At 68.1% G+C, this 16,261-nt stretch carries 14 protein-coding genes; 6 read left to right on the forward strand and 8 right to left on the reverse strand.

All coding sequences use genetic code 11. From position 1 onward, the window contains the following. Nucleotides 1-91: 91 nt before the first annotated feature. A complete protein-coding gene (locus BMY69_RS13255; RefSeq protein ID WP_177191171.1) occupies nt 92-1,462 on the forward strand; it encodes a serine hydrolase domain-containing protein in 1,371 nt (456 codons plus the stop codon). A 68-nt stretch (nt 1,463-1,530) separates the two neighbouring features. Here BMY69_RS13255 and BMY69_RS13260 read toward each other — a convergent pair whose 3' ends face one another. Then, nucleotides 1,531-2,190, reverse strand: coding sequence for an HAD-IA family hydrolase (locus BMY69_RS13260; RefSeq protein WP_090178983.1), 660 nt, complete (start codon nt 2,188-2,190; stop codon nt 1,531-1,533). Between the two features lie 27 nt (nt 2,191-2,217). Further along, the gene (locus tag BMY69_RS13265) at nt 2,218-2,907 is read right to left on the reverse strand and encodes a TetR/AcrR family transcriptional regulator (RefSeq protein ID WP_090178986.1); all 690 of its coding nucleotides are present in this window, start codon (nt 2,905-2,907) and stop codon (nt 2,218-2,220) included. 110 nt (nt 2,908-3,017) lie between these two features. Between BMY69_RS13265 and BMY69_RS13270 the strand changes: the two genes are divergently transcribed. Then, entirely contained in the window at nt 3,018-4,565 is a 1,548-nt protein-coding gene (locus BMY69_RS13270) for an MDR family MFS transporter (RefSeq protein WP_218143174.1), read from the forward strand. Here BMY69_RS13270 and BMY69_RS13275 read toward each other — a convergent pair. Continuing rightward, on the reverse strand, nt 4,562-5,626 hold the full coding sequence (locus BMY69_RS13275; protein ID WP_090178989.1) for a redoxin domain-containing protein: 1,065 nt from the start codon (nt 5,624-5,626) through the stop codon (nt 4,562-4,564). The two genes, BMY69_RS13270 and BMY69_RS13275, sit on opposite strands and share 4 nt — an antisense overlap. Before the next feature lie 80 nt (nt 5,627-5,706). Continuing rightward, complete coding sequence (locus tag BMY69_RS13280) at nt 5,707-6,045, reverse strand: hypothetical protein (protein ID WP_090178991.1); 339 nt, start codon at nt 6,043-6,045, stop codon at nt 5,707-5,709. 175 nt (nt 6,046-6,220) lie between these two features. On the opposite strand from BMY69_RS13280, the gene BMY69_RS13285 reads away from it, so the two are divergent. Both BMY69_RS13285 and BMY69_RS13290 read left to right on the forward strand, forming a co-directional pair. Then, entirely contained in the window at nt 6,221-7,327 is a 1,107-nt protein-coding gene (locus BMY69_RS13285; RefSeq protein ID WP_090178994.1) for a sensor histidine kinase, read from the forward strand. After that, a complete protein-coding gene (locus tag BMY69_RS13290; RefSeq protein ID WP_090178997.1) occupies nt 7,324-8,109 on the forward strand; it encodes a LytR/AlgR family response regulator transcription factor in 786 nt (261 codons plus the stop codon). Before BMY69_RS13285 ends, BMY69_RS13290 begins: the two co-directional genes overlap by 4 nt. Here BMY69_RS13290 and BMY69_RS13295 read toward each other — a convergent pair. Then, nucleotides 8,106-8,948: a class I SAM-dependent methyltransferase gene (locus BMY69_RS13295; protein ID WP_090178999.1), complete on the reverse strand. Its 843-nt coding sequence runs from the start codon at nt 8,946-8,948 to the stop codon at nt 8,106-8,108. The genes BMY69_RS13290 and BMY69_RS13295 overlap by 4 nt on opposite strands. 114 nt (nt 8,949-9,062) lie before the next feature. Further along, nucleotides 9,063-10,118, reverse strand: a complete 1,056-nt coding sequence (locus BMY69_RS13300) for an alpha/beta fold hydrolase (RefSeq protein ID WP_090179002.1) — start codon at nt 10,116-10,118, stop codon at nt 9,063-9,065. 205 nt (nt 10,119-10,323) lie between these two features. Here BMY69_RS13300 and BMY69_RS13305 point away from each other — a divergent pair, with 205 nt between their 5' ends. Together BMY69_RS13305 and BMY69_RS13310 are read left to right on the forward strand one after the other, a co-directional pair. Further along, complete coding sequence (locus BMY69_RS13305; RefSeq protein WP_177191172.1) at nt 10,324-11,157, forward strand: SAM-dependent methyltransferase; 834 nt, start codon at nt 10,324-10,326, stop codon at nt 11,155-11,157. A 99-nt stretch (nt 11,158-11,256) separates the two neighbouring features. After that, complete coding sequence (locus BMY69_RS13310) at nt 11,257-13,020, forward strand: GGDEF domain-containing protein (protein ID WP_255364550.1); 1,764 nt, start codon at nt 11,257-11,259, stop codon at nt 13,018-13,020. A gap of 34 nt (nt 13,021-13,054) precedes the next feature. Here BMY69_RS13310 and BMY69_RS13315 read toward each other — a convergent pair whose 3' ends face one another. Then, complete coding sequence (locus BMY69_RS13315) at nt 13,055-13,774, reverse strand: 4'-phosphopantetheinyl transferase family protein (RefSeq protein WP_090179004.1); 720 nt, start codon at nt 13,772-13,774, stop codon at nt 13,055-13,057. Between the two features lie 61 nt (nt 13,775-13,835). Beyond that, complete coding sequence (locus BMY69_RS13320) at nt 13,836-16,028, reverse strand: TonB-dependent receptor (protein ID WP_090179007.1); 2,193 nt, start codon at nt 16,026-16,028, stop codon at nt 13,836-13,838. Between the last annotated feature and the right edge of the window lie 233 nt (nt 16,029-16,261).

A 16,261-nucleotide genomic window follows, 5' to 3' on the forward strand; every position in this document is an offset into this window, starting at 1 on the left:
GTCCCGGCCGTTGCGGCCTTCGTCCCAGCCGCACCTCGGAACCCCCGGCGCGCGTCGCATGCTCCGTCCCTACCCACGGCGGAGTTGCCTCATGCCTCGCAAACGCACCCTCATCGTTACCTGTGTGGCCGGAGCGCTCGCCCTCGCCATCGGCGTCGCCATCCCTCCCGCGCATGACGCCCTGCGGGTCGCCGCCGGCGTCGCCGCGCACCACGTCTGCTCGATGACCTTCGTCGCCGGGCAGGAGCCGCGGCGGACGGTCGACGAACTGGTCGAGCCCATGATCGGCCCGGTGGCCGCCGCGCTGCTGACACCGCACGTGTCGCGCGCGACGCGTGCCGTCGAGGTCTCCGGTCCGTTGACCGTCCTCGCCCGCGCGAGCTTCACGCCGGGTTTCGGGTGCCGGCTCGATCTACCGGGGAACACGGCGCTGACCGCCGATCCGACGAGCCACCGCGCGGCGAACGACGCCCTGTCCCAGGCAGGCATCGTCCCCGCGTCGCGGCCGGCGCTGGCCGCCGCGCTGGACGCCGTGTTCGACGAGCATCCGGACAAACCGGTGAAACGCGTCAAGGCCGTCGTGATCGTGAAGGACGGACGCATCGTCGCGGAACGCTACGCGCAGGGCGTGGACGAACATACGCCGCTACTGAGCTTCTCCGTCGCGAAGTCATTCACCAACGCGTTCCTCGGCATCCTCGCGCGCGACGGGGCGGTCGACATGACACGTCCGCTCGACGCGCCCGAGTGGCGCGGTCCCGGCGACCCGCGAGCGACGATCACGGCCGAGGATCTGCTTCGCATGCGCAGCGGGCTGGCGGCCGAAGAGGCGGAATCCGCGTTCAGCCCCGTCGCCCGGATGGAATTCCTCAACGCCGACATGGCGGGATTCGCGGCCCGCATGCCGTCGAAGGAACGGCCGGGGAGGACGTTCGAATACACCTCGGCGGATACCCTGCTGCTCGACCGTATGATCGGCGGCAAGGTCGGCGGAGGCGCCGCGGGGATGCGGGCCTTCGCGCGACGCGAACTGTTCGACCGGCTCGGCATGGGCGACGTGACCATGGAGTTCGACGGGCAGGGCACGTTCGTGGGCTCGACATATGTGTACGCCAGCGCGCGCGACTACGCGCGGTTCGGCATGCTCTACCTCGACGACGGCGTCGCGCCGGACGGCGGGCGGATCCTGCCGGAAGGCTGGGTCGCGTGGTCGCGCACCTCGACGCTGGGCGCGCCGTACGGCGCCGGCTTCTGGACGAACGACGGACCGAGCGAACTGGCGGCCCTGCGCGTGTCGGCGGGATTTCCGAAGGACGGCTTCTTCGCCAGCGGCACGATGGGCCAACGGATCTACATCGTGCCCTCGCAACGGCTCGTGATCGTCCGCTTCGGCTACTCCGCGCCGCCCGAGTACGGCATCCGCGACGACATCGCCCTGATCGCCGCGGCCATCGCGGAATGAAGAAGGCATCCGCGCCCCGAGCCCGCCTGCCGTCGGGTGGGAGCGCGCTCGCGCGCGAACGGCGAGCCTCAACCTTCTCGCGTGACGCCGGTCAGGTCGGCGAACCGATCGATCACCGCGACCGCGCCGGCGCGATGGATGTCGAGTCCCTTGTGATAGCCGTAGCTCACGAACACGAGGTCGATGCCGGCATCGCGCGCGGCGAGCATGTCGCTTTCCGAGTCGCCGACCATCAGGGTATCGGCGATCGCCACGCCCGCCTCATCGGCGAGATGACGCAGCGGCACGCCGCTGGGCTTGCGCTCGGGCAACGTGTTGCCGCCCACGATGCCGTCGATGTACGGCAGCATGCCGCGCGCTTCGAGCAGGGGCCGGACGAATTCCTCGTTCTTGTTCGTGCAGACCGCGAGCTTCACGCCTTGCGCGTGCAGCGTCGCGAGCGTGTCGACCACGCCGTCGTACGCCACGGCGTCGAGCGCCGTCTCGCCGTAGTGCACGAGGAAGCCCGGCATCACCGCGTCGATGTCCACGTCGCTGCCGGCGTGGCGGAACGCATAGGTGATGAGCTTGCGCGAGCCTTCGCCGATCCATTGCTCGATCTGCGCGTCGTCGAAGGTCGGCAGTTTCCAGTCGCGAAGGGTGCGGTTCACCGATTCGGCGATGTCCCTGACGCTGTCGACGAGCGTGCCGTCGAGATCGAAGATGACGAGGGAATAGGGGAAGGCCAAGGCGGACGCTCCGGCAAAACAGGCATTCTAAGCCTTCGACGCCGCCACGGGCACACGCGGGGCGGGCGGCGCCAGGCCGTGCTCCAGCAACGCCACCGCGTGCCGCGCGATGGCCTGCGCGTCGATATGCCTGCGCAGTGGATCGTCGGCCCATTTGCGCAGGCCGGCCATCGGCAGGAACGTGAGGGCGGAGATCGTGGTCATCAGCAGGGCGGGATCGAGGTCCGGATTGATCCGGCCTTCGTCCTGCCAGCGCCGGATGGCCGACAGCAGGGCGGACAGGCGCTGTGGATCGGTGCGCGCGCGCAGGTGCTGCTTGAAGAGGTCGTCCTCCCGGAGCAGTTCGCTGATGAGCACCGGACCCATCCAGGGTTCCTCGACCGCGACCTGCACGAACCGTTCGGCCAGTCGCGTGAAGGCCGCGACCGGATCATCGGCATGCTCCGAGAAGATCGCATCGACTCGCGCGCGCATGGGCGTTATGCGCTCGTCGAAGATGGTGGCGAAAAGCTGCTCCCGGGTCCGGAAGTAATAGTGCACCGCCGCGGGTGTCATGCCGGCCGCCCGGGCGATCGCGGCGAGGGTGGTCTCCGCGTAGCCGTTGCGCGCATAGAGTTCCAGCGCGATCCCGATCAGGCGTTCGCGCTGGTCCGGCCCATCGGGCTGGCTGGGCGGGCGACCCGGGGGGCGTCCTCGTCGGGCTCTGGTCGTCGTCATGCGGGGTTCCTTCGATCAACGCGGTCGGCGGCGGCATTGTGCGGCGATTGACGCCGAAGCCAATGGTCCATATATTAACTCAGCCATTAATTAATTACAGGCCCATCGGCGTGACCACCGATCTCGCGCGCAAACCCGCCGCCCCACGGCCCCATGTCAACACCGCGATGTCCGACGAGCGGCCACCGCCACCGTCGCTGCGGCTGCTGTTCACCGCGCTGATGATGGTGATGCTTCTGGCCGCGCTGGATCAGACGATCGTCTCGACGGCGCTGCCGACGATCGTGGGCGACCTCGGCGGCTTTGACCGCCTCTCGTGGGTGGTCACGTCCTACCTGCTCAGCTCCACCGTGGTCGTGCCGCTGTATGGCAAGTTCGGCGACCTGTTCGGTCGCAAGATCGTGATGCAGGTCGCCATCGTCATCTTCCTCGCCGGATCCGTGTTGTGCGGACTCGCGCAGGACATGACGCAGCTGATCGTTACGCGCGCCCTGCAGGGTCTCGGCGGCGGGGGCCTGCTCGTCATCACCATGGCGGCGGTCGGCGACGTCATCCCGCCGGCGGAGCGCGGAAAATACCAGGGCCTGTTCGGCGGCGTGTACGGGCTGGCGACCGTGATCGGTCCGCTGCTGGGTGGCTTCATGGTCGACCACCTCTCGTGGCGCTGGATCTTCTACGTGAACCTGCCGCTCGGCGCGTTGTGCATCGCGGTCATCGCCGCGGTGTTCCATCCGCACGCCCGCCATGTGAAACACACCATCGACTACTGGGGCGCGGGCTGGCTGACGCTCGCGCTGAGCTGCCTGATCCTGTTCACCACGGAAGGCGGCTCGACGCTGCCATGGGATTCGGCCGAGCTCTGGTGCTATCTCGCCGTCGCGCTCATCGGCATGGTGGGATTCGTCTACGAGGAAAGCGTGGCGGCGGAACCGATCATCCCGTTGCATCTCTTCCGTCACCGCACGTTCCTTCTCAGCTGTCTGGTCGGCCTCTTCGTCGGTGCCGCGCTGTTCGGCGCCACGACGTTCCTGCCGTTGTACCTGCAGGTGGTCAAGGGCGTCTCGCCCACGGGTGCCGGCCTGCAGCTGCTGCCGCTGATGGGTGGCGTGCTGACCAGCTCCATCGTCTCGGGGCGCCTGATCAGCCGCATCGGCCGTTATCGCGTGTTCCCGATCGCCGGCTGCGCCATCGCCACGGCGGCGCTGCTCCTGCTGGGGACCGTCGGCGACGGGGATCCGATCGCGTTGATCTACCTGTATGCGGGTTTTCTGGGGCTCGGTCTCGGCATGGTGCTGCAGGTGCTGATCCTTGCCACGCAGAACAGCGTCGAAGCGCGGCACATGGGCGTCGCCACCTCGGGCGTGACGCTGTTCCGCTCGATCGGCGGTTCCATCGGCGTCTCCGCCTTCGGTGCGATCTTCACCAACGGCTTGCGGTCGCGCATGCAGGATCTTTTCCGCGATGCCGCGACCTCGCCGCGCGCCTTTTCGCCCGAAGCCGTGCGCGCCATGCCGGCCGCGGTACACGAACGCTACCTGCATGCGTTCGGCGCGTCCCTGCACACGGTCTATCACGTCGCCGCCGTCGTCATGGCGATCGGCTTCGCGATCGCGTGGGGACTGCGCGACATACCGCTACGGCAGGCGGCCCGTGCCTAGCCGAACGTGAAGGCGTAGGCCTGCACGCCCAGGCCGTCGAAGACGATCTCGACGGTCCGGTCGCCGATCTCGCCCTGCTGGCGTACCAGCTGGTACATGCGCGGCGTCGTGACGGTGCCCCGGCCCTCGGCGTCGACATCCACGCCGTGGTTGGCGCCCGGTGGCTTGCCGTCGATGAGGACGCGGAAGCGCACCGGCGTTCCCGGCGTCGAGGGCCCCATCACGAGGTGGACGTCGCGCGCGTGGAAGGCGAAGACGATGCGCGAGGACGCCGCCTCCGCACGCGCCGATTCCTTGCCGACGGTCCAGTCGCCCGCGAACGCCCAGTGATCGTCGTCGAGCTTTCCGGGCGCCGCATAGGCGCGGCGGCGGTCGCGCGCGACGTCCTCCGTGGATTCGAAACGCTCCGCGCGCGCGTAGCCGACGTACGTTTCCGGCGTCCGCAGATCCTGCCAGTCGGCCTGAACCTCCACGCCCGCCGTGGGTACGCTCGTCAGTGGCGGAGGAAGGCCGGTCTGTCCGGCCTCCGTCAGCAGCTGGCGGATGATCGCCTCGGTCTGTGCGTACTCGCCCTCGCCGAACACGTGGTGGCGGATGCGTCCCTCGGCGTCGACGACGTAGAGCGCCGGCCAGTATTCGTTGTCGAAGGCGCTCCAAACGCGGTGGTCGCTGTCGACCGCGACCGGGTAGCCCGGCGCGATGTCCCTGACCGCCTGGCGCACGTTGTCGATGTTCCTCTCGAACGCGAACTCCGGTGAATGCACGCCGAGGACGACGAGGCCGTGCTCGCCGTAATGCTTCGCCCACGCGCGGAGGAACGGCACCTGGCGCAGCGAGTTGATGCAGGAATACGTCCAGAAATCCACCAGCACGACCTTGCCGCGGAGCGAGGCCGGTGTCAGCGCGGCGCTGCCGATCCACGCCGTGGCGCCATCGAGCGACGGAAGACGGCCCTCGACGGGCAGGGCGCCGCGGACGGCCGGCGCGGGTGCGCTCTGGGCGCTGAGGTTCGATGCGCCGAAAGCCAGCACGAGGGAAGCGATGAGCAGGGTCCGGATCATGGCGGCGGTGGTTCGTGAGGCTGATGGGAGTCCTGCATCTAACTACGTCGCGCCGCGAAACGCTTGCACGACCCACGCTCTTACAAGGCATCCAGGCGCAGCCGATGGAACCGGCAGGTGTCGACGCGTTCGACGGTCGAGGAGCGGCCGTCGCGGAACGTGACACGAAAGCGACGGAGGCAACCGCCCTCCGGCAGACGCAGCGTGGCCGTCGCCAGGCCGCCTCGCAGCGGTTCGCCCAGGGGAACGTCGACCCAGGCTCCCGATCCGGCATCCGCCACCTCGAGCGAGGCGATGCTGGCGAACGACGCGTTGACCACGGTGAACAGCTTGGACGGCAGAGCCGTCCGGTCGGCCGCGTGGCTGACGAGGGGCAGGGCGGCGGCGAGGGCGATGAGGACGAGACGGGTGGCGTGCATGGATGTCGCTCCTTGGGATGGCGACACCATCGAAGCGCCGCGCCCAGCGCGCGGGAAGCGATCCGGGACGAATCGTCGGGCGAGCGGGACGATTCGTAGCATGCCGAGGTTTTGCTTGACGGCAGAACGCAGCCGTCCAAGCATGCGACCCATGGCTCACCCGAAGGCACGGTGGATGAAAGTTCGGCTCGGCACGGCGGAGATCGGTCTCGGACGGTACATGGGCCTGTGGACGGCGATCGCGGTGGTGTTCGCCTTCCAGACGTACCTTCACGCGCAGCTCGGCGGTCCGCAGTTCGACATCGCGGTTTATCTGCGCTGGTCGCTCATCAAGTGGTACACATGGGCCGCCCTCGCGCCGCTGGTGTTCCATTTGGCGGAGAAGTACCCGATCCGCGATGACATCCGGCTTCGGGGCCTCGGCATGCAGTTGCCGTTGAGCGTGGGCGTCACGCTGCTGTCCATGGTGATTGGCGCCCTGGTGTCGACGCTCTTCGAACCGAGCGGCTTCGGCGAACAGCTCCGGCAGTTCATCCAGCATTTCGCGACCGGCTTGCTGACGTACTGGGCGCTGTTCGCCATCCGCCAGGCGATGGCGCTGCATGCGGAGAAGGTCCAGCGCGAGATCGAGGCGGGGCGTCTCGCCACCGAGCTCGCCCAGTCACGCCTCCGCGCGCTGAAATCGCAGCTGCAACCGCACTTCCTGTTCAACACTCTGCACGCGATCGCCACACTGCTGAAAGAGGACGCCCTGACCGCGGAGGACATGCTTCTGCGGCTGAGCGAACTCCTGCGCGCGTTCCTCGAGGACTACGACGGCCAGGAAATCTCGCTGCGCAGGGAGCTCGTGTTGCTGGATCTGTACCTCGGCATCCAGCGCGTGCGCTTCAAGGATCGCCTGACGACGCGCATCTACCTCGATCCCGACACGATCGAGTGCGCCGTTCCCAGCCTGATCCTCCAGCCGATCGTCGAGAATGCCATCCGCCACGGCATCGGCGAACGGGTCGGCGCCGACCACATCGAGATCGAAAGTCGCCGTGACGGCGACAGCGTGCTCATCGAGGTGCGCAACCGGAACAGTGTCCTTGGCCGCCGGAAGGCACCGTCCGGCCACGGCATCGGCCTGAGCAATACCGCGCTGCGACTGCGGGAGCTCTACGGCGACGCGGCCGAGGTCCGGCTCGACATGCTCTGGCCGGAAGGCGTCGTATGCCGGTTACGACTCCCGTGCCGCGAGGCCGCCGAGGTCGACGACGATCCGGAGTTCGTCGGCGCATGAAGATCGCCACCCTGGTCGTCGACGACGAACCGATCGCGCGCAAGGCCGTGATTCGCCTGCTGGAGCAGGACCCCGACATCGCGATTCTCGGCGAATGCGGCGACGGCCTGTCCGCCGTGAAGGCGATCCGCGACCAGTCACCGGATCTCGTCTTCCTCGACATCCAGATGCCGGCGATCACCGGCATCGACGTCGTCGGTACCATCGGCGCCTCGCGCATGCCGGCCACCGTATTCGTGACCGCGTTCGAGCAGTACGCCGTGCGTGCGTTCGAGGCGAACGCGGTGGACTACCTCGTGAAGCCGTTCGGCCGCGAGCGCTTCGCGGAAACCCTGCGTCGCGCGAAGGCGCGCCTCGGCACGCGCGTCGCGACGGATGCGGGCGGCGCCGCCATCGCCCAGGTGCTGGAAGCGTTGCGACGTCGCGACGATTACCTCGAGCGCGTGCCCGTGCGGGTGGACGAGCAGGTGACGTTCGTGGACGTGGGCGACATCGTCTGGATCAAGGCGAACCGCAACGTCGTCGAGCTGCATCTCGCCGACCGCGTGCACGAGTTGCGCGAAACCATGGCCTCGCTCGCCGGGCGACTGGATCCGAAGCAGTTCGCGCGCGTGCACCGCTCCGCGATCATCAACGTGCGCCGCGTCCGCTCGATCCATCCGTGGTTCAACGGTCACCACGTGGTGACGATGGATACCGGGCAGAAACTTCGCATGAGCCGTTACCAGCAGGAGGCCTTCCTGCGGCTGGTGTCGACGAAAGGTGTGAAGGAAGGCGACTAGCGACGGGTCGCGAACACGCCGTCGAGCGCGAGCTCCGCGCGGAACCCCGCCTTCTCCAGTCGGCGCGCGACCTCGCTGGGCACGTCGCGTCCGCTGGTGAGCTTGTTCGGGCTGCCGGTGTAATGGAACAGGCGACCACCCTTGCGCAGCACCCGCGCCAGTTCGCCGTAGAACGCCTGCGAGTAAAGCTCGCCCGCGATGCCGAAGCGGGGCGGATCGTGCAGCAGCGCATCGAACGACGCGGCGGCGAGGCCAGCGATCGCCTCCGCGACGTCGGCGTGCTCGAGACGCAGCCGGCCACCGGCTTCCGCTGAATCTGGATCGGGCGACCAAGGGTTCAGCGTGCGCAGCCAGAGCACGTCCGCGTTCTTCTCGAACGACTGGATCTGTGCGACGCCGGCGTCGAGGCAACACGCGGCGAAGTAGCCGAGGCCTCCGCAGGTGTCGAGCACGCGCTTGCCGCGCGGCTCCACCAGCGCCACCTTGCGGCGCGCGTCGTCCAGGGGGGATTCCTTCGACGTCGGCAGCATCTTGATGCCGTCGATTTCGAACGTCGGCACGCCCCACGTCGTGGGGACGAGCTTGATCAGCGAGCCGGAGAAGCGCGACACGACATCGAAGCCCTCGCCGTCCCAGGCGTAGATCGAGCGGTCCTTCAGCTTACCGGGCCACGGGTAATCGACGTTTCGCCAGCGCCATGTGTCCGGTCCGAGCGATGCTTCGCCGGTCGACCTGCCCAGATCGAGGGAGCCGGTCCACGTGACGCCGCCGGCGTCGCGCGCGGCCGCCATGGCTTCGGCGACATCGCGGGTGAGCAGGGGGCCGGCATAGTGCGTCACGACAGGATCCTCGCGCCGCCACGGAGCGGCGCAAAGGACCCGATGGTACCAACTACGCGGCCTGACGCGTGAACACGTCGCCCTGGTTCCTTACCCCGACCGAAGCCGCGCTGATCAGAACGCGTCGACGTCGATCACCGCCTTGGCGAACGCCTCGGGCGCTTCCTGGGGGAGGTTGTGGCCGATGCCGCCGGTGATCGTGCGGTGCTCGTACCTGCCCGAGAAACGTTTCGCGTACTGTGACGGATCCGGGTGAGGCGCGCCATTCGCATCGCCTTCCAGGGTGATCGTCGGCACCGTGATCGTCGGCGATGTCGCCAGCTTCGCCTCGAGGGCGTCGAACTTCGCCTCGCCCTGTGCGAGGCCGAGGCGCCAGCGATAGTTGTGGATGCTGATCGCCACGTGGTCCGGATTGTCGAAGGCCGCCGCCGAGCGATCGAACGTCGCGTCGTCGAAGTGCCACTGCGGCGACGCGAGTTCCCAGATCAGCCGGGCGAAGTCGTGGGTGTACTTCGCATAACCGGCCTCGCCGCGCGCGGTCGCGAAGTAGTACTGATACCACCATTGCAGCTCCGCCTTCGGCGGCAGCGGGGCGACGTTGCCGGCCTGGCTGCCGATGAGGTAGCCGCTGACCGACACGAGCGCCTTGACGCGTTCGGGCCAGAGCGCCGCCACGATGTCCGCCGTGCGCGCGCCCCAGTCGTAGCCGGCGACGATCGCCTTGTCGATCTTCAGGGCATCCATCAACGCCAGCGCGTCGGCGCCGAGCGCCGCCTGCTGCGCGTTGCGGGGCGTGTCGGGCGATAGGAACTTCGTCGCGCCGTAGCCGCGCAGATACGGAATGACGACGCGGTAGCCCCGGGCGGCGAGGATCGGTGCGACGTCGACGTAGCTGTAGATGTCATAAGGCCATCCATGGAAGAGGATCACCACCGGGCCCTTCGCAGGACCGTCCTCGGCGTAGGCGATCTCGAGCACATCGGTCTTCACGGTCTTCATCCGCGCGAACGACGTATGCCCGCCCGTCGCCGGCGGCGGTGCCCCTTTTCGGCTCGCCGGCGCAGGTGCCGCCTGCGCCAGGTCGCCGAGGCCGAAACCGAACGAAGCGAGCGCGAGCGCCATCGCGCTGTTGCCCATGAATTGCCGCCGCCGCTTGTCGTAGGTGTCCATCGTCTCTCTCCGGGATCGTTGACGTGCGCGCCGGATGGCGCCTCGGTGACCACTCTAGGCCCCGGTTTTGTCGGGAAATTGCACGTGCTTCCGCCCTATTGAAACGTTCTGTAACCTCCACCGGCGCCGATACGTTCGGTTACAAATCGGCCCCGACAGGGTGGTCCATCACGTCCCGGGACCAGGGATGCCCTAAGATCGGCCCATGAACGAGGGGGCATCGGACATCACGAATCCGCCGAGGCGCGGCCGCCTGGCATGCGTGGGCATGGGCATGACGCTCGGCTCGCACCTGACGCCGCTCGCGCGCAGCCACATCGCGCAGGCCGATGTCGTGTTCGCAGGGCTGTCGGACGCGATCGTCGAGGCCTGGCTGCGGGAGATGCATCCCGACGTGCGCAGCCTCCAGCCGTACTACCGCGAGGGGAAGTCGCGCATGCGCACCTATCGGGAGTGGGTCGACGTGATGATGACCGAGGTCAGGGCGGGCAGGCGGGTCTGCGGCGTCTTCTACGGGCATCCCGGCATCTTCGCTTGGTCGCCGCACAAGGTCGTCGAAACGGCGCGCGCCGAAGGCTTCGAGGCGCACATGGAGCCCGGCATCTCGGCCGAGGATTGCCTCTACGCGGACTGCGGCATCGATCCGGGACGCTTCGGCTGCCAGCACATCGAGGCCAGCCAGCTCGTCCTCTACGAACGGCGCATCGACACCGGCGGCTATCTCGTGCTCTGGCAGGTCGGCGTGGTCGGCGACCGCTCGCTCGGTCGCTTCGCGACCGGCATGGCCTATCGGCAGGTCCTCGTCGACGTGCTGCTGGAAGACTACCCGCCCGAGCACGAAGTCATCGTCTACCGGGCGGCCACGCTCCCGGTCGACCGGCCGCGAATCCGGCGCGCGCCGCTCGCCGACCTGGCCGCGCTGCCGCTCACCGCCGAGGAAACGGTCATCCTCCCGCCCTATCAACCGCTGCGCAGGAACCTGCGCGTGGCCGCCAGGCTCGCCGCGATCGACGCGGCCGATCCCGCCGCCTCTTCGTAAAGCCACGGATGCATCGGCCGTTAACGAATGCAGGAGCATGGTCGCGTGCCATGACCGGGAAGGCAGGGGACTTCATGTGGAAAAGGACGGATTGAGCCGGTGAGGCGCTGGCTCGCCATCGCGCTGCTCGCCCTGTGTGGCATGCCGTCGCCGGCCGGCTTCGCCGCGGCGGCCGATAGCGTGTCGGCCATGTTCGCGCACGTCGAACCGCTCCGTTTCTCCGACCATCCCCGCTTCGTCGAAGGTCTCGCCCGGCTACGCGCCATGAAGGCATCGATGACACCCGCCGAGCGCTGGCATCTTCGCTACCTGGAAGCGTGGGAAGACACCTTCACGGGGAATTACGCGCACGCACAGGACGAGCTTCGGACAGTGGCGGCCGATTCCGGCGACCCCGTGCTCGCGACGAAATCGAACGCGCTGTTGCTGAGCAACCTGGCCGCGAACCGACAGTACGGCGACGCCTTCGCCCTGGCCAACCGGCTCGTGCCGACGCTGCCGACGGTGAAAGATCCGGATGCCCGCTGGGCGTTGCTGTTCAACCTGTCGCAGATGTTCGTCCTGGCGGAACAGACGGACCTCGCGCTGCGCTACGCGGGCATGCTGGAGCCGGGAACGTCGCCGCAGCGCCATTGCGCGGTTCTCGGCCTGCGCATCGCGGCGCTCAGCAAGCGCAGCCTCGCGCTGCCGTCGTCGAACCCCGCCATCGGCGAGGCGATCGACGCCTGCGTCGCGGCCGATGTCGTCGTCACGGCGAACATGGTCCACCTCGTGCGGGTGGACCGCCTGCTCGACGAAGGTCGTCCCGACGACGCGATCGTGGATCTCGACGGAATCGACGAAAGCGTGCGGACGATCGGTTACAACCCCCACCTCGTCGCCACGGCGGAACAGCGCGCTCGCGCCCTCGAGGCCCTGGGGCGATCGGGCGACGCACGTCGCGCGGCCCTGGCCGGTCTGGCCCACACGCGACCCGGCGACGTCAGCGAATGGCTGAAGGAGCTCTACGGCGTCCTCTACCGCGTGGAGAAGGCGCGGGGCAACAACGCCGCCGCGCTGCGCTACTTCGAAGCGTACGCGGCGCAGGACAAGGGATACCTCAACGACATCACGGCGCGCAACCTGGCGTTCGAGCTGAGCACGCAGCACGCGGTGTTGCAGAAGCTCGAGACCGAACGCCTCGTCAAGGCGAACAACATCCTTCTGTTGCAGAAGGAACTCGAGACCAGCGCGGTAGCGAAGAGCCGGCTCTTCATCCTGCTCCTGTTGTGCGTGGTCGGCTCGGTGGTGCTGTGGCTCTTCCGCCTGAAGCGGTCGCAGATGCGCTTCCGGAAGCTCTCGCAGCACGACGGCCTCACGGGCGTCTACAACCGCCAGCATTTCATGAGCGAAGCGGCACGGCTCCTGCCGGCGCTGCAGCGACGACGGGCACCCGCGTGCCTCGTCTTCATCGACCTGGATCACTTCAAGCAGATCAACGACACGCACGGACACGCGATCGGCGACGCGGTGTTGCGGCGGGCCGCGGCGCTCTGCCGTGGGCAACTCGGTCCGCACGACCTGTTCGGCCGGCTGGGGGGCGAGGAATTCGCCGTGCTGTTCGTGGACCGCGGCCGGGAGGGCGGCATAGCCGCCGCCGAGGCGATGCGCGCCTGCATGGAGGCATCACCCGTGATCGAGGACGGACACATCGTCACGTATGCCTGCAGCGCGGGACTCGCCGCCACCGACAGCTCGGGCTACGACCTCCAGGCTCTGTGCCGCGACGCGGATAAGGCGCTCTACCGCGCCAAACGAGCCGGTCGCAACCGCGTGAACGCCGACGTCCGCGACGACCGTCCACTCACGATGAGGAGCGGTTGAGTGGCGCGGCTGCCAGATCGCGACGCTGAAGCGCCTACCAGGCGAAGCTCGTGAGCCAGGTACGCTCGTCCAGCGGCGTCCACGACAGCGTGACGCGTCGCCCCACGTCGAAGCGCGCCGAAAGCGGCGCGGCGACTTCCGCCTCGATGACCCGCGCCTCCGGCGACAACGCGAGGATACGTAGGGCCGCGAAATCGAAGAAGCGCCCCACCGACGCGGCGGTCGCTTTGTAGAAACTCTCCTTGGCCGAGAAGGCGAGGGTGAGGACGACTGGCCAGCCCAGGCTCGCGGCCGCGCGAGCCAGGGAATCGCGCTCCCCGCGGTCAATGACCAGCTCGCGCACGGATTCCAGAACGGCAGGCGCGATCTGCCGCTCGATGTCGATGCCGATGCCGGAGAGATCGCCGCCGGCACGGACCGCGACCGCCACCGCGAGATCGTCGGTATGCGACAAGCTGCCGAGAAAGCCCCGCGGCCACGCCGGAGCCCGGTCCGGCGCGATCGCGATATCGGTGGCGTCGCTGCCGGCGGCCTTCAAGGCAGCGAGCGCCACGCGGCGGCCGGCGATGTATTCGGCCTGACGCTTCGGCACGCTGCGTGTAATGGATGGGGGAGGCGTGACACCATGCCTTAGGAAGTCGGACGGATCGAAGGCATCGGTGTCGAAGGCGAGCGCGAACGCATCCGGTAGCGCGGGGCGCCCTTCACCGAGAGGGATCCTTCGCCATGCACCGCCGTTGTCGGTTTCAGCCATCGACGCACCCCTGCGAGACGAAACGGAGAATAGCGCCTTCCATCGTCCCTGAGACGCTCATTCACAGATCGAACGATGCCGACACGTAGAACGTGCGCGGCTGGCCCTGGGTCAGGTAGCCGCCATTGGCCGAGGCCCAGTAACCCTTGTTGGTGACGTTCTGGACGGTGAGGCGGAAGGTGACCGGTACGCCTTCCAGGTGCGCGGTGGTGCGCGCGCCGATGTCGTACGTCGTCCAGGCCGGCACCTTGAGGTCGTTCGCGTTGTCGAGGTACTGCTTGCCGGTACGGACCGCGCGGGCGCTCAGCGTGATGTCCGGGGTGTGCGGCACGTCCCACTCCACGCCGGCATTGGCCTGGAAGCGCGGCACGCCGATGGCGTCCTTTCCGTCCGTGAGGCCCGCCTGCGTCTTCACCTGTTCCGGACGCACGTAGTTCACGCCACCCAGCAGGCGGACGCTCTCCACGGGCTGGCCGAAGAAGCTCCACTCGACGCCGCGGTTGCGCTGTTCGCCGGCGACGACGTACGTGTTGGTGGTGGCGTCCACGTAGGCGCTGGGCTGCTTGATCTGGAAGAGCGCGAGGCTGCTGCCGAAGCTGCCAGCATCCCACTTCACGCCGACCTCGTTCTGCTTCGACTTGTACGGCGCGAACACCTGGCCGGCGTTAGTCACGGGCAGGCTGTTGAACGTCAGCGGCGCCTCGCCGCCCTGGGTCAGGGCCTCGATGTGGTTGGCGTACACCGACCACTGCTCGGCGAAGCGATAGTTCACGCCGATCACCGGCGTGGTCGCGTACTGCTCGTACTCCGAGTTCTTCGCTCCCGGGCTGCCGTAGTCGTAACCCAGCACGTGGAGCTTCTGGCGACGGGCGCCGAGGGTCACTTCGAGCATGTCGCCCATGAAGCCGAGCGTGTCGGAGACGGCCAGGCTGCGCAGCTGCGTGCGCCCGGTCACGCCGGGATCGGCGATGGGCCCGATGTCGTAGATGAAACCCGGCGCCGGCACGTACGTCGGGGCGTAGATGTTCGTCTCGATGGCACCGAACGCCGACCCCGCGTACGCGGCCTTCTTGCGGAAGGTCAGCGCCGAGAAACCGACGTTCACGCGGTGCGTGACCTCGCCTGTGTCGAAACGCGCGTTGAAACCGGCTTCGCCGGTGGCCGTGTCCGCGATGTACGGCACCGTGAACCGGTACTCGGTCGCCGCGCCGGCGACGTTCGCGAGCGTCGGGCTGACGTAGTCGCCGAACTCGTTGCCGTGGTGCGCGCCGGCGGCCACGTATCCCGTGAGCCAGGGCGCGAAGTCGTATTCGGCGCGTACCACGCCGAAGGTGTCCTCGAGCGACGAGTTGGACCACGGCTGCGCGTAGTTGGTCTTCGCCGACGGAGCGCGCGGCACGCGGGTGATCGCTCCGGGATACACGACGGCGCGACCACCGGTGATCACCTGTTTCTGATAGCCGACGTCGGTGGTGATGCGCAGGTTCTCGCCGCGGTAGTCGAACGCGACGGAGGCGGCGGTGACACGGCGCTGTTCGCCGTCCACGGCCGTGCCGCCGTCGCGATGCACCGCGTTCACGCGGATGCCGTATTCCTTGTTGGCTCCGAAACGGCGGCCGACGTCGACGCTGCCGCCGACCTGGCTGTCGCTGCCCCAGTCGAGGCCGATGCGGGTGATCGGGGCGTCCTCGGCACGCTTCGGCGCGATGTTGATGTTGCCGCCGATGCCCGAACCCGACGGCGTGATGCCGTTGAGGAACGCGCTGGCACCTTTAAAGACCTCGACGCGGCTGACGAGCTCCGGGGCGAGCAGCTGGCGGGGCAGCAGGCCGTACAAACCGTCGAACGCGATGTCGTCGCTGTAGATCTGGAAGCCGCGGATCGTGAACACCTGCGAGAAGTTGCCGTAGCCGTTGCCGACGCGCACCGCCGGATCGTTGCTGACCACGTCCCCGAGCGAGCGCGCCTGCTGGTTGCGGATCAGCGTGTCCGTGTAGCTTGTGATCGCGAAGGGGACGTTCATCGCGTCCTGATTTCCCAGTACGCCGAACCGACCGCCACGCGCCACCTGGCCGCCGGCATACGCGGCGGTGGGCGGCGCCACGTTCGCCTCCACCTGCACGCCCGACAGGGTCGTCATGTTGTCGCGCTTCTGCGGATCGGCGACGTCCGGCGCCTCGGCGGCATGAGCGACGCAGGCGACCGAAAGGGCCGTGAGGACGGAAAGGGCGAGGGTGCTAAGGCGAAACGTCATGAAAGATCCCGAGGGCGGCAAGGGCCCTGAATGCGAATGTAAATGAGAACCGGTCGCAAGTATGACGTAGATTTAACGTCGCGGCCACCGATTGCCGCAGCGCCCCCCCGTGGGAGCGCGCCCGGGCGCGACAGCCTTTCGCGCCGGTCCCGAATCTGGCGCGCCGGCCTGTGAACCGCGGCGAGAAGCTGTCGCGGCCGGGTCCGCTCCCACCTGGCTGGCCAGGCGATGCC

It is taken from the genome of Luteibacter sp. UNC138MFCol5.1 (assembly GCF_900110505.1).
Lineage (GTDB): Bacteria > Pseudomonadota > Gammaproteobacteria > Xanthomonadales > Rhodanobacteraceae > Luteibacter.